The organism is Williamsia sp. DF01-3, from assembly GCF_023051145.1.
GTDB lineage: Bacteria > Actinomycetota > Actinomycetes > Mycobacteriales > Mycobacteriaceae > Williamsia.
Genome location: NZ_JALKFS010000005.1, coordinates 2103835 through 2121251, shown reverse-complemented (window position 1 = coordinate 2121251; position 17417 = coordinate 2103835). Strand labels below are relative to the sequence as shown.

Here is a 17417-nt window from a genome sequence, read left to right as displayed (position 1 = left end):
TACCTGGGAAAACACCGGTTTACCTGCACGAATGCGCTCCCAACGATGATGCCAGAATATCGATCCACCTGGGAAAACCCTCCGGGCGTGTTGCCTGAGGCAACAATAGACCGGGCGTCTATTTACTCCATGAGTACCGCGGTCGCGGTCACTGTCTCCGAGTCCTTCATCGTGGCCGAGCAGGTGAATACCGTGTAGCCGACCTTGCCGCCAAAGCTGTTGTTCGCGTTGAACTCACCGACCACGGTCCACCCCTGCGCCGGGTCACGGGACGTGATCTTGACTGACCGAAACTCCGCCGAGTCTGGATCCTTGAGCTGATTCTTGACCGAGTTCTGGCAGGCCTTCTTCGCCGTCTCGTCATCGTCACTACTGGCGACCGGGTCAGCTGGTGATGCGGTCGTCGTGTCGCCCACATTGCCGGGCGCTGCGTCCGCATCCTCGTCGTCACCTCCGGACCCGGCGCCTACAAGAACTGAGATGAGGAGCGCGAGGCCAATGACGCTGGCTACGACCCAGCCGATCGTATTGCTCGTACCGGTGCGCGTACCTGACGCTGACGAACGAACGCCGTCCGGACGGGGCCGCGTTTGTGCTGTCCATTCGTCGCCATCCCAATAACGCTGGCCATCGAATTCGGGGAGTGGGTCCCGATACCAACCAGGACGGCGGTATTTCGGGTTGATCGAAAAGTCATCCTTGGCCACGCAAATCTCTTCTCTGCACGCGGGCTGCGACCCGCTGGGAACGTAGACGCCGCAGCCGATTCACCAGAATCGGGTTGTACGCGAGCGCCTCTGGATTATCCAGTATCTGGTTCAGCTTTTGCGCGTAACGAATGGCCGACATCTCGAAACGCCGCACTATCTCGGCCTCCTTGTTCCCGCGTTGCTGCCACCATCGCGCCTCGAAGTCGAGGATCGCCCGCTCGAGGTCCGTCATGGTCGCCAGCTCCAGTCGCCCTCGGTGGCGGCCTCAATCTGAGCCACCTCGATCGGGTCAAGATTCTCCATCCGGCACAACAGTGTTGTGCCATCCACCCACAGCTCCTCGGCCAGTTCGGCCGGCGTCGGATGCCGCAGCCACACAAGTGCATCGATCAGGTCGTCGATGGTGATCAGACGCTGTGCTGCCTCCAGCTCAACGAGCCGCTCCTCGACCTCCGGTTTTGGGTGCTCGCGACCACGATGCTCGATGTGAATCATCTCGTGAGTCAGGCTGCAGCGGCGCTCGGCCTGTGACGATGACGAGCAGATGTCCACATCGTCGCCGACGGTCCTCGCCATCTTGTCGCCGTACAGGCGATGTTGACAGTTGATCGTGACGTGAGGGTAGTGATCGCGTGCGTGGCGCCAGGGATGCCACCGAAGTTTCGTAACCATGCAAAATGTGTAGCGGCAGGGTCTGACAATCCGTTGTGCAACAATGAATTACAGTCATGTCATTACGCGCCGAACTCTGGGCCCTCCTCGTCTGGCGCCGCGTCGGATTCGTCGGGGATCTCTTTCGGCACCCGTGGGTCACGAGTGCGATGCACGAGGTCATAGTCAGACTGGCGCCGAGCATCAGGCTGTGCGCCTTGATTTGGTTCCGTCAAGCCCTCAGGCTTGTCATTCTGCTGGCCGTCGCCAGCATGGCCCTCCTGGTGCGGGGCGCCTTGTGCTCGCGGCGTCGAGGCCGCCGGATCAGTGGTAGGTGCGACTGGTTCTGCATGGGAGTCTCCTTGCTGTATGTCGATCAGGATTAGGTCTACAAGAGTTGAGATATAGAGGAGCGCCGCCATCGGCAGCTTCGCTAGTCGAGCCTGAAGGGTGCCGATGTCCGCCCACCTCTCAGTTGTCTGACCTTCGAACTGTCGCCAGTCGCTAGGGCGCATGACGAATCCGTCTGCCTGCGTGGAGGCGGTAATCGTCGTCGTTGCTGCAGAAGCCGCGGCGGTGAGACGTTCGAGCTCGTCGGCCGCATCCTCGCGCCCGACCTCGCGCAGCTGATCGGGCGTTGCGCCGACAACCCTCGCCATCCGGGCCAGGGTGTCATCAGGCGCACGCGCAGGAACGCGAACATCTCTGGACGCCTGGTTGTGCCCTTTGGCGATCTGACGCCAGCGCGCATCTGACATCCCAGCAGCTTCGGCAGCAGCCCTGATCGAAAGCTTCGGACGTGCACTAGTACGCAGTCGTTCTATCAATAGCGCCTCTGGGGGCGGATCAAGTTCGCTCACCTGCTCAGTCTGTAGCGCGCAATGGTGCGAAGTCCACTCTTCGCACTTTCCTCAGCGTTTCGCAGTTACACGCATGTAATTTTCGAACACGCCTGCTCAGGACATCCTTTCGTCCCTTCTGCGCCCGTTGTATTGCGCTTCGCGTCTGGACGCGCTACGTTCGTGCGTACCGGATCGCTCCGGTTCAGACACAAGGAGGCCCGCATGGACTACTCGGGAGCACTCGTCCCCATCCAGTTCCACGGGGACATGATCTACGCGGTCAAGGTCAACGACCGCCCACACGTGATCCTCAAACCCGCATTCGAAGCAATCGGCGTGGATGCCGATCGACAGATCGCGAACATCCACAAGCAGCCGTGGGCAACCACCGCTGTAACAGCAGTGGTTGCCGGAGATGGCAAGGTCCGCAATATGGTGACCGCCGACCTGCGGTCGTTCCTCATGGCTCTCGCGACCATCCCCGTCTCGCGGGTCGCCGAGCATGTGCGCCCAAAGCTCATCGACTACCAGCGAGAAGTCGCCGACGTCATCGAGGCCCACTTCACTGGTGCGCGCCACCACCAGACGTTGCCGAACACCGTCACGTGGGATGAGCTATCCGCCCTCATGCGCCAGCGCTATGGCATCGACCTCGACGTCGCAGACATCACCCGCGCACTCCGCGACGGCGGCGTACTCAAGCAGACCAACGCACCCCGCAAGGCCTACCGCAACTGGTTCTGGTTCACCGGCTCCGCATGGACCATCCATCCCCACGTCCTGCCCGAGCTGACCCGCAAGGTCGTCGAGACCCGCAAGGTGCTTGGCGACGCAGCGTCGGCTCAGTACGAAATCGCAATGGACGCCGAACTGTACGAGGGGATCGAATCCTGATGGGACAGAAGCGAATCAGTGAGTTCGGTGTCTGGAACGAACTCCGCGTAGTTCGCACCAAGGACGGCTACTCGCTCGCGGATCTGGCGAAGGACGCCAAGATTTCGCTCGGCTACCTGTCCGACCTCGAAGGCGGACACCGCTGGCCGAACGCCACCCAGCTCAAGAAACTCGCGGTCACGCTCAACTGCCCGGTCTCGGTTCTGGAGCGTCACCGCAACACCGACTCCGACGGCAACAGCATCGCGCTCCGCGAGTTAATCCGCCAGATCGTCGCCGAAGAAATTGCTGAAGCACTCAAGGGCAACCCCGCCGCATGAAAAACCCGCCGCGTGCAGGCGGCGGGTTCACAACAAGAGTTCTAGGAGGACTCAATGTCTGAGACAAATACTACGGCAGAAGTTCTGCCCTTCCAATACGACGGTGGGTTCGTCGTCAGGACCGTCGTCATCGACGGCGAGCCTTGGTTCGTCCTTGTTGACCTCTGCAAAGTGCTCGACATCACCAACACGCGCAACGTCGCGGCGCGGCTGGCGGACGATCAAAAGGGTGTCCGCTCGATGGACACCCTTGGCGGGCGCCAGAACATCGGCGTTGTCAACGAGTCCGGCATGTACGAGGTCGTCATAAGGTCCGATAAGCCGGAGGCAGTCAAGTTCCGCCGGTGGATCACCGGCACTGTTCTCCCCGAGATCCGCAGAACCGGTTCGTTCGGTGCGCCCGCCGCCCTCCCGATGTCCGAGGACGAGATCGTGCTGCACGCGCTCACGATCCAGAACCGGAAGATCGCTGCGCTCACCGCCAAGGTTGAAGCTGACAAGCCGAAGGTCGAAGCGTTTGACGAACTGATGGAGGTTGACGGGACGTATTCGTTCCTCGCCGCCTCCAAGATGCTCGGCTGGGGCAGGAACGTGATGATGCGTGACCTTCGCCGGCTCGGCATCCTCCAAGGGAACAACCTCCCGTACCAGCGTTACGAGCACCATTTCAAGGTCACACCAGGAACGTACAAAAACCGCAAGACCGGCGAGACTATTCCGACTGCGACGACAACGGTCCGGCCGATGGGTCTCGAGTTCCTCCGCAAGAAGCTGAACGCCGGGACTGAGGTGGCGGAATGAGTACTTCGTCCACAGTCCTTATTCCCAATGCTCCCAGCTATCACGGACACCTTTATGTCATCCAGTTCAGCGATCGAACCATCAAGGTAGGTCGCACCCGCAGACCTCGTCACCGAATCCGAGCACATCGGGACGACGCCGCAAAGTTTGGGATCCGAATTGTCAACGTTTGGCTGTCCCGCCATCACGTTGAATACAAGGCGAATGAGAGAGACCTGATCTCTCACATGCATTCCGTGGCAACGCTTTCGGCTGGCTCCGAATACTTCACAGGTGGCTCTTTCTCGGACACAACCGCTTACGCGCAATCGCTTCCAACCACGGCGTGGAGCGAGGCGGAAGTGACCCTCCGCGAGGAAGAAGACAGGCGCCGGTCCAAGGCCATGGTGGACGCCTGGATGGGCGACCGAAAAACCCCCGATGTTCCCCCAGTGCTGTCGATGTTGTTCAGCGACTTCTCCCAATTGTTTGATCAGCCCATTGAGATGATGGGACCCAACGACAGCGCGGACTCAGTAATGGAGATGGTCGCATTACTAGCGAAAGCGACCGACGGCGACGAAGACTCCATACTTGACTCCAGCTATATCAAAATGGTTGGCAGAGTTGCCAAAACGATCGTTGAGACCCAGGTGCTGAAGTTGGAAGTCTGGGCGCTCCGAGAAAATCGAGATGATCTCCTGGCTACATATCGAGAAGCCATCGCGGGCGGTGCCGCATGAGCGACACCGAAACGAAGCCCCTGACGATGTCGGTCGAGGAAGCCGCCGCTCTGATCCCTTGCTCGGTCGAGCACTACAAGCGTCGCCTCGCCGCCGGCATCTGGCCCGGAGCCAAGCCGTCTCGCGAATGGCGAGTGACGCCAGCACAGGTACAGCAAGCGATCGATATCTCTTCCACCAAGACTCACGGCCTCGAGCAGCCCCGAGCATCAGGCCTCTCCCTCAAATCTCGAACCATCAAACGCAAGTCCACCTGAGGAGGCAATCACTATGTCCGACAACAACGAACAGGACTTCGCAGCTGTGCTGATGCAGCACGCTGGCGGCCGCGCCCACACCGAGGCGACGAAGAAGTTCGCTTAGCTCGTGAAGGCCGTCCAGGAGACCGGAAAGAAGGGAAGCGAGGAGAAGACGACCAAACCCGTTCTGGCATCCAGGCTCTAACCCTACTGCTCCGCGCGCCCCGTCCATACTCCCTCTCCTGAAAGGCACTCCCCCAATGTTCAGCTTCATGGTCTTCCTGTCCACGCTCGCGATGTACCTGGCCGTCGTGGGGCTGGTGATCGCCGTGCTCGTCGGCATTGCCGTCGTCACGACGAAGCCCGCGGTCGCCTATCGATCGGTGGACGATGCGGACTTCCCGAGCCCGACCATCCATAAAGGTCAGTGGGTCGAGCAGAAAGGCATCGCGATATGACCATCACAAAGCTCAACACGCTCGCCCCCGAACAAGCCGCACTCCTACCTCAGATCCGGGACCAGTGGATTCGCGACGGCTTATCCACCGAACCCGCCAACCGTGCTGCCGCCGAGGCGGGCGTCCGCAAGGCCTACGAGGCCGCGGGTCTCGAGCCGCCTCGTCTGGTGATCTGGCTGGATTCACCGTTCGCCGGCGCCCTGGGTCAGGGTTTCTTGCGTTCCATGCTGAGCGCCCCGAATTCGGGCCAGGTGTGGGGCCAGGTGTGGGACCAGGTGTGGGACCAGGTGCGGGGCCAGGTGTGGGGCCAGGTGTGGGACCAGGTGCGGGGCCAGGTGTGGGACCAGGTGTGGGACCAGGTGCGGGGCCAGGTGTGGGACCAGGTGTCGGACCAGGTGTGGGGCCAGGTGTCGGACCAGGTGTGGGGCCAGGTGTGGGACCAGGTGCGGGGCCAGGTGTGGGACCAGGTGTCGGACCAGGTGTGGGGCCAGGTGTCGGGCCAGGTGTGGGGCCAGGTGTGGGGCCAGGTGTCGGGCCAGGTGCGGGGCCAGGTGTGGGACCAGGTGTCGGACCAGGTCAAAAACTGGAACACCTACGTCATCGGTCGATGGGAAATCGGAGTACTCAGCTTCTGTGACGCCTTCGCCCAACTCGGCATCGATACCTCAAAAGCCAACGGCCTCATCGAAGTCGAACGAAACGCAGACTGGTGGTGGCCCATGGCCGGCGCCGTTGTCATCACCGACCGCCCCACCCTCATCGCACGCGACAAAGACGGCCGACTCCACAACGCCACCGGACCAGCGTTCGCCTACCGCGACGGCTTCAAAGGCTACCTATGGCACGGAACCCGCGTCCCCGAAGACCTCATCGAAACCGGCTGGGACATCAAACGAATCATGTCCGAAAAGAACGCCGAAGTCCGACGATGCGCCATCGAACGCATGGGCTGGGACCAGTTCATCGAAGCCGCCGACATGACACAAATCGGAGACACCCGCCCCGACCCCGGGAACGCACCACACACCGTCAGCCTGTGGGAACTACCCGATAACCTCCGCGACCTCTACGAAGAACATGCCCGCATCCTCCTGTGCACCAACGGTTCCCCCGAACGAGACGGATCGATCCACAAGTTTGGCCTGGTCGTCCCAGGCCATCACGAAGACCCTGTAGCCGCTGCCGCGGACCTCTACGGGATCCCAACCGCTGCCTACGCGCAGCTCCAGGTAAGGAGATAGAAATCATGACACTCACTCTGAGTGAATCTGTAGAGATCACCGGCAAGTCCGTGTTCGACTACCTCGACCACGAAGCCGAAGTCCCCCAGGTTGACCGCGTGGCTGCCCAAGGTGATGTTCTTCTGCTCCGCGTTACCACGCAGCCCGCCGAAACCGCGATGGCGAAAACGGTGGTGGCTGTCGCGTCCGAGGCATCAGCGAACACCCACACGCTGCACCCGAACGGCCCGTGCTTCTGGGAACCACACACGGCGCGGGACGCAGGGGATGTGCTGCTGGGGAAGCTCACCGTCCCGGACGGTTCGACGGCGCTGGTGTCGCATCAGGAGCACGGGAATCTGGAGGTGTTGCCGGGGACGTACGAGGTTCGGCGTCAGCGTGAGTTCGCTGGCGAGTGGGCTTACGTCGCTGACTGATTCGCCCCTTCTTGTCCATCGCCGCGAGGCAGACGGACCAATACGAAAGGAAAGGGCGGAGATGACAGAACATCAGGAGACCACTCCAACAACCCAGGGCACCGCGATCACGCAACTCGAGTGCGTCATCTGCTATCGCCAATCCCCCACCCTCGCAGTCAATGTCGTCACCGGTGTGTGTGATGGCTGCGCCGAGGTCGTCAACCGGAAGGCGATGCGATGAGGAAGGCGACAATTGAGGAGCGCACCCGGGTGTGTGAGTACTGCAGCGAGTCGTTCGTCGTGCAGTTCCCGAGCGCTCGTAACCGCTTCTGCGGCTACAGCTGCTCGGTGAAGTCTCGGCCGGTAAGGACAGGTCCAGACAACCCCAACTACCGCGGCGGTATCGCGGCGCATCCGCTGCGCGAGATCCACGCCGACATGATCGCTCGGTGCTCACGGCCGACACACCGGTATGCCAACTACGGCGGTCGCGGGATCTATGTGTGCGATCGGTGGCTGAACGACTTCTGGGCATTCGTCGCAGACATGGGTGAGCGCCCCGGCGGAAAGTCGAACGGACGGGCCGAGTACAGCATCGACCGGATCGACAATGACGGCCCGTACTCACCTGAGAACTGCCACTGGGCAACAGCGTCCCAGCAGTCACTGAACCGTCGTCCCAAAGCCTATGAAGGCATCCAAAACAATGCCGTCACAGGCCGATTCGAGGCGCGGGTATGACTCTGGCAACTGCGACCGCGCCCACTGAGGTCGGGATCTATGCGGATATTCCGGACGCCGTCTACCACGCCGACCGCAACTCACTCTCCTCGTCCGGCGCCCGAAAGCTGCTGCCGCCGAGCTGCCCCGCGATCTTCCGCTACGAGCAGGACCAGCCGCCAGAGATCAAGACAGAGTTCGAGTTCGGCCACGCGGCACACACACTCGTGCTCGGCAAGGGTGCGGACCTCGTGGACGTCGGCTTCGACTCCTGGGCCACGAAGGCCTCGAAGGAGGCACGCGACGCGGCCCGGGCCGCGGGCAAGACCCCACTCAAGTCCGAGGACTACGCCAAAGCGCACGCCATGGCTGCGGCAGTGAAGCGGAACCCGGTGGCAGCGGCGTTGCTCGAGAACGGGACCCCTGAGTTATCGATGTATTGGGATGACCCGGAGACCGGATCACGGCTGCGGTGCCGGCCGGACTGGCTGACTCACACCACCACGGGCAGGCCCCTGTGCGTCGACTACAAGACGACCGCGAAAAGCGCGCAGCCAGCAGCGTTCGGAAAGTCAGCAGCTGATTTCGGCTACCACCAGCAAGCGCCTTTCTACCTCGACGGACTGGAGGCGAACGGACTCGCCGACGCAGCGTTCCTGTTTGTCGTTCAATCGAAAGTCGCCCCCTACCTGGTCAGCGTGGTCGAGCTTGACCCCGAAGCAATCGCACTCGGCCGCGACCTCAACCGCGCGGCAATCCGCCTCTTCGCCGACTGCATGGCGACCGATACGTGGCCGTCCTACGGCGACCACATCCACCTGGTCAACATCCCCCAGTATGCCTACTACCAGTCAGCGGGGTTGCTCAATGCCCAGTGAAGAATGGCGGCCCATCGCCGGGTACGAAGGGCAGTACGAGGTCTCGTCGCACGGTCGGGTTCGCAGCATGCGCAGGTTGGTTGCCGCCCGCGGCGGGTCGCAACGTGTTCAACATGAACGGATTTTGAGACCAGCTCCCCTGTCGACCGGCCACCTCATGGTGAGACTTTCTAGTCATGGCGTCGGCAAGTCACGATCTGTCCACCGGTTAGCCCTACTGGCCTTCGCGGGACCGCCCCCCGAGGGGTGCGTGTGCCTCCACCGTGACGGCGTACACACGAACAACCGGATCGAAAACCTGCACTGGGGAACGTCTTCCGAGAACACCGTCGATCAGGTTCGACATGGCGTTCATCAGGCGGCGCGAAAGACCCACTGCAAACACGGCCACGAGTTCACGCCCGATAACACCTACACGTACCCGAAAGTCGGCGGCTCTTCCCGAAAGGGCCGCTGCTGCAAGACCTGCATCGCGGACCGCGCTCGCCAGTACCGACTCAACCGAACGAAAGAGGCAACCAATGTCTAGTCCCGCGAAGTATCAGCCACTCGCCGCGCTCCCAGGCTCGGGCAACAACACCAGGATCAGTCAGGCCACCGCCGTCGAGCAGCAACGTGCGATCGCCGAGGTGCAGGCCGCTGTTGTTGTGGCCCAACAGGTCCCCCGCGATATGAGCCGGGCCGAGGCTGAGATGAAAGACGTGTGCGGTCGGCTGTCCATGGCGAACTCCGCCTTCTATGCCGTCCCCAACCGTGGCAACGGCCCATCTGTGCACCTGATGCGCGAGCTCGCTCGCATCTGGGGCAACCTCGACTACGGTGTCCGTGAACTCCGGCGCGACGACGCCGCCGAGGAGTCCGAGATCCAGGCCTTCGCTTGGGATATTCAGACGAACACCAGGTCGACCAGGACGTTTATCGTTCCCCATGCTCGCATGAAGGCCGGCAACAGGCAGAAGCTCATCGACCTCGGCGACATCTACCTCAACAACCAGAACATCGGCGCCCGCGCCGTCCGTGAGTGCATCAGCACTGTGCTCCCCCGCTGGTTCGCTGAGCAGGCCATTGACATCTGCGAAGCCACTCTCGAGCACGGCGAGGGCGAACCGCTCCCTGCTCGGATTGACAAGATGGTCAACGCGTTCAGGACGATCAACGTCAGCACAGAGCAGATCGAGACGAAGCTCGGTCGCCAGCACGGTTCCTGGACAGCAGCCGATGTGGCCAGGATGGGCGTTGTCTACCGATCGATCAAGGCGGGGGATGCGATCAGGGATGAGGAGTTCCCGCCACTTCGCGCCGTGTCCACTGACGACATCATCAAGCCTGTCGCGGAGCCGGAACCGGAACCGGCCAGCGAACCCGAACCGGATGCGGAACCGAAGCAGGACGAGGCTCCTGCCGTCGCCGAGTCGGACGCCGAACCAGACGAGACGCCGGTGGCGGCATCTCACGAGCCCAGGTCACAAAGCTGAACATCCTCCTGAAGGAGGAGGGCGTCACCGAACGCCCGGCCAAGCTCACATGGCTGTCGGAGCAGTTGCGTCGCAACGTCAAGTCATCTAACGAGCTCACCGCGGACGAGGCGCACAGCTTGATCGACTTCTTGGAGCGCTCACAGGCCGAGGATCGCGAGCTCGCCGAGGGGCAGCAACTTCCAATCGAAGGCGAGACCGCGAAATGACCACCGTCGATCACCTCGCCGAGGCGGAGCGTCGTGCCGTCCACGCGGCGACCCCCGAGGCGGAGAACGCGTACGAGGTCCAGAAGAGTCTCGCGATCGGACAGCTGCACGCGGCGATCTCAATGGCGCAGAGCCTGGCCGCCATCGTTGGCACAGACGATCAGGTCGACGCCGCGGTCGCGGCACTCGCCTCACTGCCCGTTGTTGCTCTTCCACCCGAACCGACGCACCTCCCCGATCTCGATTCGCCCGAGGCATACCGGTTCGCGGAGCGCGTCATTCGCCATACCTGGCGGTGCGGGCCAGGTACTCGATCGCAGCGCTTCGCGCAGGAGTTGGCTGACCGAGCGGCAAGCGCCGAGGAGGTCGAGCTGTGAGCTATGACGAGGTCGCAGTACAACGCGCTCTCCGCGGGGAACAAGTGAAGCTCACCCACCCGGAACGGATCGTCGCGGTCCGCCGGCTGACCGAACGCGGCTACTCGGCCGACGAGATTAGCGGCGTCCTGCGTGTCAGCGAGCGGACTGTGTGTCGGCTGCGGGCCAAGGAGTTCGACCCAGCGATGGCCGATGACGGCCCCATCGACGCCCCCAGTAAGGCCGAGCGCCGTCGGCTGCTCGACGGTGCTGTCCCGGCTGCGGTCGCGATGGCCAACCATGTCCGCGAAGACGACCCGCGCGTCGTCTGGTCAGAGTTGGGCACGATCACGCCGAACCAGCTGAAGACCCTCGTGGTGACCCTGGCGGCGATGGTCCCGGTCGATAATTACTCGCCACAGGAACTGTTGGCGTGGACCGATCGGCTCGTCGACGGCGAAGCGAGGTCCGCATGAGGATCTTCGAGTTGATCAACACCGCCCCGTGGACCGAGCGTGCGAAGTGCCGAGAGGTCTACCCCGACGCGTTCTTTCCGGCCACCGACGCCCCCGCCAGCAAGAAGCGCCTCGCCAGAAGGACGTGCCAAGACTGCCCTGTGACAGCTGAATGCCTCGACGCCGGAATGGGTGAGAAGTACGGCATCTGGGGCGGTCTCACGGAACAGGAACGGGCCACACTACGACGGACAGGCAAGTCATGACCACCCGTCACTACGGCCTGTTCATCCGCGCCGGCCTCGTAGCAGTCGCCCTCGGTGTCAGCGCCGTCGCGTTCGGCATCTTCCTCGCGACCGTGGACAGCCCATCATGACTCAGTTGCCACTCCCCCGGGACAACGACCTACCACCCCGCTGGGACGGACACCTTGTCGAATGGCATGGCTGGGAAACGCAACTCGACGTCTTCGTGTGCCCACCGCCGAAGCCCACCTGCTGCAGAGCATGCGGGACGAAGGCTGCGGCACTGGTCAACCGCGGCACCGTGTGGACCGATCCGGAGAGCGCCAACCCCGTCGTCGCGATCGGCAGGGCCCGCCTCCGACGAGGACGCCACCTTGTCGGGAATGTCCACGCCTATCGGTGCCCCGACTGCCGCACTGACACCGTCCTCGACGGGCTCGGTCCAGACGCCCAGGTGTGGGAACTCGACGAGACCGACTACCTCGATACGGGGTCGTGGGATCGAGCTGGGGCACCGACATGACCCCCCGTCAACGGTCAGACCCAGCCCTGTACCGCGGCCGAACGGGTAGCCGGCGACCATCCATCGCCCGACACCCCGGCACCTGCGACGCATGCGGCGAGCCCTGGGTAGTCGGCGTCACCCAAGTCCAACGCGTAGCCGGGCGCGAAATGCACATCGCTTGCGCCGGAAAGGAATAGCAATGCCTGATCTTGTTCTGCAAGTTCGCATCCCGATGGATCCCGATTGGGATCCCGACTCGCTCGCCACTGACCTCGTCTGGCCCGTCGAGTCCGCCGTAGAGAAAGAGATCGGCGTCGCACCGACCAGCATCACACATGAGATCGAGGGGGCGTGATGATTGCCTACCTCCAGATGTGCTGGCACCGCTGGGCATTGCGGCACTGGCAGATCCCCCGGCAGAACGGCGCCCAGCCGCCCGCTGTCATCTGCGGCTGCGGCGTCGTATGGGAGGACCCGTCGACATGAGAATCGGATCCCTGTTCTCCGGCTACGGCGGCCTGGACATCGCGTGCGAGGCGTTCTTCGACGCCACCACCGCATGGCATGTCGAGCACGATGCTGCGCCGTCGAAGGTGCTGGCCCACCACTGGCCTGGTGTCCCGAACCACGGTGATGTCACGGCGATCGACTGGGCTGACGTTGAGCCGGTCGACATCCTCACCGGCGGCTACCCGTGCCAACCATTCTCCGCCGCTGGGCGACGCAAAGGAACCAACGATGAACGACACCTCTGGCCCTACGTCCGCGAAGCAATTCGCCATCTACGACCACGATTCACGGTCTTGGAGAATGTGGCCGGACATCGGTCTATGGGGTTCGATCGAGTACTCGGAGACTGTGCCGAGGACGGGCTTCATGTCCGGTGGGTGTCTGTTCGAGCCTCCGACGTCGGGGCCTGCCATCGCCGAGAGCGACTCTTCATCCTTGTTACCGACCCCGACCGCGACACCGTATGGCAGCAACCAATCACCGAGCCCCGGAGCGAAAGTCCGGCCGTCGCTGGATGGGATCGTGAGGAACCTGTAGCGCTGCTCCCGACGCCGCATGCCAACCTTGGGGAGCATCGGAGGGATACCGGCCAGGACCCCGCCAAACGTCGCGCCGGTGGCCATCAGGTGTCCCTAGCTGACGTCCTCTGCTTCCTCCCCACCCCGTCCGTCGCTGACGGCACAGGTGGCCACCTCACTCGCTCCGGAGCGCGTTCCGATGAGCTGCTGTTGCCAGGAGTGGCGAAGGCGTACGCGGAGGGGAAACTCCTGCCAACGCCCAGGGCCACCGACGGCACGAAGGGTGGCCCGAACCAGCGCGGCAGCTCCGGCGATCTCATGTTGCCGTCGGCCGTGATGCGCCTACTGCCGACTCCGGAGGCGAAACTCGCATCGGCCGGCCCCGACTTCGCCCGGATGAACCGCCCTGACTCCGGTGGGCACGACCTCGCGACCGCCATAGCGATCAAGTCCGAGTGGGGTGAGTACGCGCCCGCTATTGCCCGCCAAGAGGCGCTATCCCGGACCGCGCCACCCCCGACCGAACCGAACACCAAAGGCAACCCACGCCTGTCGGCCGCGTTCCCCGAATGGATGATGTTCCTCCCTGCTGGCTGGGTCACCGATCCCGCAATCGGACTGACGCGCAACGAACAACTCAGAGCGATCGGGAACGGCGTGGTGCCACCACAGGCGTACACCTCGCTGGGCGAGCTGACATCGATGGTGGTGGCCGCATGAGCTACTCAGACTTTCTCGCCCGCAAGACGCATCGGGCCAACGCGCCCGGGCCAGACGTTCCGGTTTGCGATCTACACCCGTCTCTTCACGAGTGGCAGGCCCGGATCGTCCAGTGGTCGCTGCGCGTTGGGCGAGCCGCGATCTGGGCTGACACCGGGCTCGGCAAGACGATGATGCAACTCGAATGGGCATGGCAGCTGGCCAAGCAATCGAACAGGCCAGCGCTGATCGTGGCCCCGCTCGCGGTGTGCGCGCAGACCGTCCGCGAGGGCGCCAAGGTTGGAATCACCCGCAATGCCATCCAGTACGTCCGCACGGATACCGATGTGGTGCCGGATGATTCGATCATCTACGTCACCAACTACGAGATGATCGAGCACTTCAAACCAGACCTGTTCTGCGCCGTCGTCCTCGATGAATCGTCCATCCTCAAGCAGTCGGACGGCAAGACCCGCACCCTCCTGATCGAGCACTTTAAGGCGGTTCCGTTCCGGCTCGCGTGCTCGGCGACGCCGGCGCCCAACGATCCGGAGGAACTGACGAACCAGGCGGAGTTTCTCGGCCGGATGACGCGCACCCACATGCTCGCCGCGTACTTCATCCACGACAACGACGGCTGGCGACTCAAGGGCCACGCCAAGGCGCCGATGATGCAGTGGATGGCCCAGTGGGCAATCGCACTCACCCGACCATCCGACATGGGCGGCGATGACACCGGATATATCCTGCCCGGACTGGATATCATTCCCGAGCTCATCCCGGTCGAGGTCGACTCGCCTGACCAGCTGTTTGCGACGGAGCTCGGCGGAGTGTCGGGCCGCGCACAGGTCCGGCGCCAGACCCTCACCCAGCGCGTCGAGAGAGCGAGAGCGCTAGTCACCGCCGACCCAGGTCCATGGATCCTCTGGTGCGGTCTAAACGCCGAAGCAGACGCGCTCGCTGCCGCCCTGCCGGGCGCAGTCAACGTCCACGGCGCACTTCCGGCTGACGAGAAGGCTCGTCTGCTCATGGCGTTCGCCGACGGTGAGTTCGATGTACTGATCACTAAGCCGCAGATCGCATCCCAGGGGTTGAACTACCAGCACTGTCACCGCATGGCATTCGTCGGTCTTGGCGACTCTTATGAGCAGTATTACCAAGCGATTCGGCGCTGCTACCGCTACGGCCAAACCGAGATCGTCCGCGCCCACGTCGTGCTCTCGGAACTCGAATCACAGATCGCATCCAACGTCGCACGCAAAGAACGCCAGGCGTCAGACATCACCACCGCGCTCGTCGCTGAGATGCAGCGCGCACGACAGGAGGTCGCAGCATGACCGAGGACTACATAACCGCAGACGAACGCGGGCAGAACTGGCACCTCATGCTCGGCGACTCGTGCGAGAGGCTCGCCGAAATCGACACCGACACCGTCGATCTGAGTATCTGCTCACCACCCTTCGACAGCCTCTACACGTACAGCCCATCGCTGCGCGACCTCGGCAACTCATCCAGCCGCGTCGAGTTCCTCGACCACTACAGGTTCATCGTCAACGAGCAACTGCGGGTCACCAAACCCGGCCGCATCGCATGCGTCCACGTCCAGCAGATCGCAACCAAGAAGGCCGTCGACGGGTACATCGGACTGACCGACTTCCGAGGCGACGTCATACGCTTGTTCCAAGATGTCGGCTGGATATTCTTCGGCGAGGTCACCGTCTGGAAAGACCCACAGGCACAGTCGATCCGCACCAAATCGCAGCAACTCGCGTTCGCCAGCAAGGACCGCGACTCCGCCCGGGTTAGGCCCGCCATGGCCGATTACCTCCTAGTCTTCAAGAAACCGGGCGACAACGCGGTGCGCATCCCGCACGACGTCACCAATGGCGAAGTCACCAACGACGACTGGATCGAATGGGCCTCCCCGATCTGGGCCGACACGCACGCCGGTGGATGGCTCACCGACGACGGCGGCCTGTGCCCCGTCTGGCACGGCATTAAGGAAACCGACACCCTCAACGTCCGCGTAGCCCGCGAGAGCGCCGACGAACGACACATCGCCCCGCTGCAACTCGGATTCATCGATCGCTGCGTACGGCTCTGGTCCAACCCCGGCGAACTCGTCCTCACCCCGTTCGCCGGCATCGGGTCCGAGCTCTACCAGTCCGTGAAGCGCGGGCGCCGAGCCGTGGGCATCGAACTCAAGCCGAGCTACTGGCGGACGGCAGTCGACAACCTCACCCGGTTGGAGGCTGAGCTGCACGCGCCCAACCTGTTCGACGTCGAGGCGTCCTGATGTTCACCCGCCTCTTCCATGGCGGCGTCCCCGGCCTGCGTCCGGGCGATGTCATCGCGCCCGGTCACGATCGCCAGGCGCACGACGGTTGCCCGTGGTGCGAGGCCCGGGCGAAAGGTGAAGCGCACCAGGGCATGGACGGACCCTCGCAGCGATCCGACCGCGTCTACGCCACCACCAACCGGCTCTACGCGAAGCACTACGCCTCGCTATGGGGCCGCGGTGACCTCTACCGCGTCGAGGCCATCGGCGACGTTGAACCGTCCACCGAGGACACCATCGAGAGCTACTGCGCCGAGCAGCTCCGGGTCATCGCTGTAGTCGATCGGGCCGTCCTACTGACATCGTCCGAACGTCGGCGGCTGTACCGCGAGTGGGGAACCGCAGACCTCGCAGCAGCAGAAAGGACCGGTGCCTGATGGCACGTGACCACGCGAGGGTCAACCTCGACATCTGGGGCGACGACGACTGGCTCGACCTCAGCTGGCGAGCACAACACCTGTACTTCGTGCTCTATACCGCGCCGCAACTGTCGTTCTGCGGCGCCGCCCCTGGCACCCGGGACGGCTCGCGAACCGCGCATCGGAATGGACGGCCGACGACATCGAGCTCGCTGCCATCGAGCTGTCCGAGCGACTGTTCCTGTTCGTCGACACGGAGACCGAGGAGTTCCTTCTCCGGTCCTGGATCAAGCACGACGGGCTGTGGAGGACGCCGAACATGGCGGTCACGGTCGCGAATGCGCGCGGCGATTTGGCCTCCAGGACGCTGCGTGGGGTCATCGTTTTCGAGGTCGCGAAACTCGCCACCAAACACCCCGAATCGACATCCTGGGCGAGGCCGGCAGTCGCGAACATGCTCAGCCAGAACGCCATCGACCCCACCTCGATACCCCCGTACAACCCCGGCCCCAACGGTGGCGGCAACCCCACCGCCAACCCTGCCTCTAACCCCACCGCTAAGGGTTACGGCCATCCTGGCTCTAACCCTGGCTCCAAGGGTGGTCGCACTCCACCTCCTACTCCTGTTACTCCAACTCCAGAGGGGGTTACGTAAGTGGGGAACGTTACGAGGGTCAGCCGCCCCCCTCGAAATGTTCGAAACACATCAACGAGACCTTCCCGCCGCCGTGCGGCGCGTGCCGTGACGCCAGGCAAGGACGAGAAGCCTGGGACACCGAACGGACAAGGATCGCCGAGGAAGCGAAACGCGTCCGACGCGCACTAGCGGCGAACTGCCCGCTCTGCGACGACTTCGAGTGGCTCATCGATGTCG

General features: G+C 63.2%; 28 protein-coding genes. 23 read left to right on the top strand and 5 right to left on the bottom strand.

Going from position 1 to position 17417, the window contains the following annotated elements; translation table 11 throughout:
• Positions 1-122: 122 nt before the first annotated feature.
• The 4 genes from MVA47_RS12210 to MVA47_RS12195 form a co-directional block, all read right to left on the bottom strand.
• The gene (locus tag MVA47_RS12210; RefSeq protein WP_247208139.1) at positions 123-707 is read right to left on the bottom strand and encodes a DUF2510 domain-containing protein; all 585 of its coding nucleotides are present in this window, start codon (positions 705-707) and stop codon (positions 123-125) included.
• On the bottom strand, positions 694-942 hold the full coding sequence (locus tag MVA47_RS12205) for a DUF3263 domain-containing protein (RefSeq protein ID WP_247208138.1): 249 nt from the start codon (positions 940-942) through the stop codon (positions 694-696). The genes MVA47_RS12210 and MVA47_RS12205 overlap by 14 nt, the downstream gene beginning before the upstream one ends.
• Positions 939-1382, bottom strand: coding sequence for a hypothetical protein (locus MVA47_RS12200; protein WP_247208137.1), 444 nt, complete (start codon positions 1380-1382; stop codon positions 939-941). The genes MVA47_RS12205 and MVA47_RS12200 overlap by 4 nt, the downstream gene beginning before the upstream one ends.
• Before the next feature lie 62 nt (positions 1383-1444).
• Positions 1445-2221, bottom strand: coding sequence for a helix-turn-helix transcriptional regulator (locus tag MVA47_RS12195; protein ID WP_247208136.1), 777 nt, complete (start codon positions 2219-2221; stop codon positions 1445-1447).
• 204 nt (positions 2222-2425) lie between these two features.
• Between MVA47_RS12195 and MVA47_RS12190 the strand changes: the two genes are divergently transcribed.
• The 23 genes from MVA47_RS12190 (at position 2426) to MVA47_RS12085 (ending at position 16561) form a co-directional block, all read left to right on the top strand.
• Positions 2426-3097: a phage antirepressor N-terminal domain-containing protein gene (locus MVA47_RS12190; RefSeq protein WP_247208135.1), complete on the top strand. Its 672-nt coding sequence runs from the start codon at positions 2426-2428 to the stop codon at positions 3095-3097.
• Positions 3097-3417: a helix-turn-helix domain-containing protein gene (locus MVA47_RS12185; RefSeq protein ID WP_247208134.1), complete on the top strand. Its 321-nt coding sequence runs from the start codon at positions 3097-3099 to the stop codon at positions 3415-3417. Before MVA47_RS12190 ends, MVA47_RS12185 begins: the two co-directional genes overlap by 1 nt.
• Before the next feature lie 54 nt (positions 3418-3471).
• A complete protein-coding gene (locus MVA47_RS12180) occupies positions 3472-4218 on the top strand; it encodes a phage antirepressor KilAC domain-containing protein (RefSeq protein WP_281504717.1) in 747 nt (248 codons plus the stop codon).
• Positions 4215-4940, top strand: coding sequence for a hypothetical protein (locus tag MVA47_RS12175; protein ID WP_247208132.1), 726 nt, complete (start codon positions 4215-4217; stop codon positions 4938-4940). Before MVA47_RS12180 ends, MVA47_RS12175 begins: the two co-directional genes overlap by 4 nt.
• Positions 4937-5197 carry a hypothetical protein gene (locus tag MVA47_RS12170; RefSeq protein WP_247208131.1) on the top strand — a complete coding sequence of 87 codons (261 nt, stop codon included), beginning with the start codon at positions 4937-4939 and terminating at the stop codon, positions 5195-5197. The genes MVA47_RS12175 and MVA47_RS12170 overlap by 4 nt, the downstream gene beginning before the upstream one ends.
• A gap of 242 nt (positions 5198-5439) precedes the next feature.
• Positions 5440-5637, top strand: coding sequence for a hypothetical protein (locus tag MVA47_RS12165; RefSeq protein ID WP_247208130.1), 198 nt, complete (start codon positions 5440-5442; stop codon positions 5635-5637).
• Positions 5634-6878 carry a DUF4816 domain-containing protein gene (locus MVA47_RS12160; protein WP_247208129.1) on the top strand — a complete coding sequence of 415 codons (1245 nt, stop codon included), beginning with the start codon at positions 5634-5636 and terminating at the stop codon, positions 6876-6878. The genes MVA47_RS12165 and MVA47_RS12160 overlap by 4 nt, the downstream gene beginning before the upstream one ends.
• 5 nt (positions 6879-6883) lie before the next feature.
• Positions 6884-7294, top strand: a complete 411-nt coding sequence (locus MVA47_RS12155; protein ID WP_247208128.1) for a hypothetical protein — start codon at positions 6884-6886, stop codon at positions 7292-7294.
• Between the two features lie 61 nt (positions 7295-7355).
• Positions 7356-7517, top strand: a complete 162-nt coding sequence (locus MVA47_RS12150; RefSeq protein WP_247208127.1) for a hypothetical protein — start codon at positions 7356-7358, stop codon at positions 7515-7517.
• Complete coding sequence (locus MVA47_RS12145; protein ID WP_247208126.1) at positions 7514-8017, top strand: hypothetical protein; 504 nt, start codon at positions 7514-7516, stop codon at positions 8015-8017. The genes MVA47_RS12150 and MVA47_RS12145 overlap by 4 nt, the downstream gene beginning before the upstream one ends.
• Positions 8014-8874, top strand: a complete 861-nt coding sequence (locus MVA47_RS12140; RefSeq protein ID WP_247208125.1) for a PD-(D/E)XK nuclease-like domain-containing protein — start codon at positions 8014-8016, stop codon at positions 8872-8874. Before MVA47_RS12145 ends, MVA47_RS12140 begins: the two co-directional genes overlap by 4 nt.
• Positions 8834-9403 (top strand): NUMOD4 motif-containing HNH endonuclease, encoded by a 570-nt coding sequence (locus MVA47_RS27265; protein ID WP_374474181.1) that lies wholly within the window; start codon positions 8834-8836, stop codon positions 9401-9403. The genes MVA47_RS12140 and MVA47_RS27265 overlap by 41 nt, the downstream gene beginning before the upstream one ends.
• A complete protein-coding gene (locus MVA47_RS12135; RefSeq protein WP_247208124.1) occupies positions 9396-10349 on the top strand; it encodes a hypothetical protein in 954 nt (317 codons plus the stop codon). Before MVA47_RS27265 ends, MVA47_RS12135 begins: the two co-directional genes overlap by 8 nt.
• 65 nt (positions 10350-10414) lie before the next feature.
• Positions 10415-10558, top strand: a complete 144-nt coding sequence (locus tag MVA47_RS12130) for a hypothetical protein (protein WP_247208123.1) — start codon at positions 10415-10417, stop codon at positions 10556-10558.
• Positions 10555-10935, top strand: coding sequence for a hypothetical protein (locus MVA47_RS12125; protein ID WP_247208122.1), 381 nt, complete (start codon positions 10555-10557; stop codon positions 10933-10935). The genes MVA47_RS12130 and MVA47_RS12125 overlap by 4 nt, the downstream gene beginning before the upstream one ends.
• The gene (locus MVA47_RS12120; RefSeq protein WP_247208121.1) at positions 10932-11390 is read left to right on the top strand and encodes a helix-turn-helix domain-containing protein; all 459 of its coding nucleotides are present in this window, start codon (positions 10932-10934) and stop codon (positions 11388-11390) included. The genes MVA47_RS12125 and MVA47_RS12120 overlap by 4 nt, the downstream gene beginning before the upstream one ends.
• A complete protein-coding gene (locus MVA47_RS12115; protein ID WP_247208120.1) occupies positions 11387-11635 on the top strand; it encodes a WhiB family transcriptional regulator in 249 nt (82 codons plus the stop codon). Before MVA47_RS12120 ends, MVA47_RS12115 begins: the two co-directional genes overlap by 4 nt.
• Positions 11636-11741: 106 nt before the next feature.
• Positions 11742-12137, top strand: coding sequence for a hypothetical protein (locus tag MVA47_RS12110; RefSeq protein ID WP_247208119.1), 396 nt, complete (start codon positions 11742-11744; stop codon positions 12135-12137).
• 181 nt (positions 12138-12318) lie between these two features.
• A complete protein-coding gene (locus MVA47_RS12105; protein ID WP_247208118.1) occupies positions 12319-12474 on the top strand; it encodes a hypothetical protein in 156 nt (51 codons plus the stop codon).
• 127 nt (positions 12475-12601) lie between these two features.
• Entirely contained in the window at positions 12602-13867 is a 1266-nt protein-coding gene (locus MVA47_RS12100; protein WP_247208117.1) for a DNA cytosine methyltransferase, read from the top strand.
• Positions 13864-15183: a DEAD/DEAH box helicase gene (locus MVA47_RS12095; RefSeq protein ID WP_247208116.1), complete on the top strand. Its 1320-nt coding sequence runs from the start codon at positions 13864-13866 to the stop codon at positions 15181-15183. Before MVA47_RS12100 ends, MVA47_RS12095 begins: the two co-directional genes overlap by 4 nt.
• Entirely contained in the window at positions 15180-16142 is a 963-nt protein-coding gene (locus MVA47_RS12090; protein WP_247208115.1) for a site-specific DNA-methyltransferase, read from the top strand. The genes MVA47_RS12095 and MVA47_RS12090 overlap by 4 nt, the downstream gene beginning before the upstream one ends.
• Entirely contained in the window at positions 16142-16561 is a 420-nt protein-coding gene (locus MVA47_RS12085; RefSeq protein ID WP_247208114.1) for a hypothetical protein, read from the top strand. Before MVA47_RS12090 ends, MVA47_RS12085 begins: the two co-directional genes overlap by 1 nt.
• Before the next feature lie 94 nt (positions 16562-16655).
• On the opposite strand, the gene MVA47_RS12080 is transcribed toward MVA47_RS12085, so the two are convergent.
• Positions 16656-16838, bottom strand: a complete 183-nt coding sequence (locus MVA47_RS12080; protein WP_247208113.1) for a hypothetical protein — start codon at positions 16836-16838, stop codon at positions 16656-16658.
• Between the last annotated feature and the right edge of the window lie 579 nt (positions 16839-17417).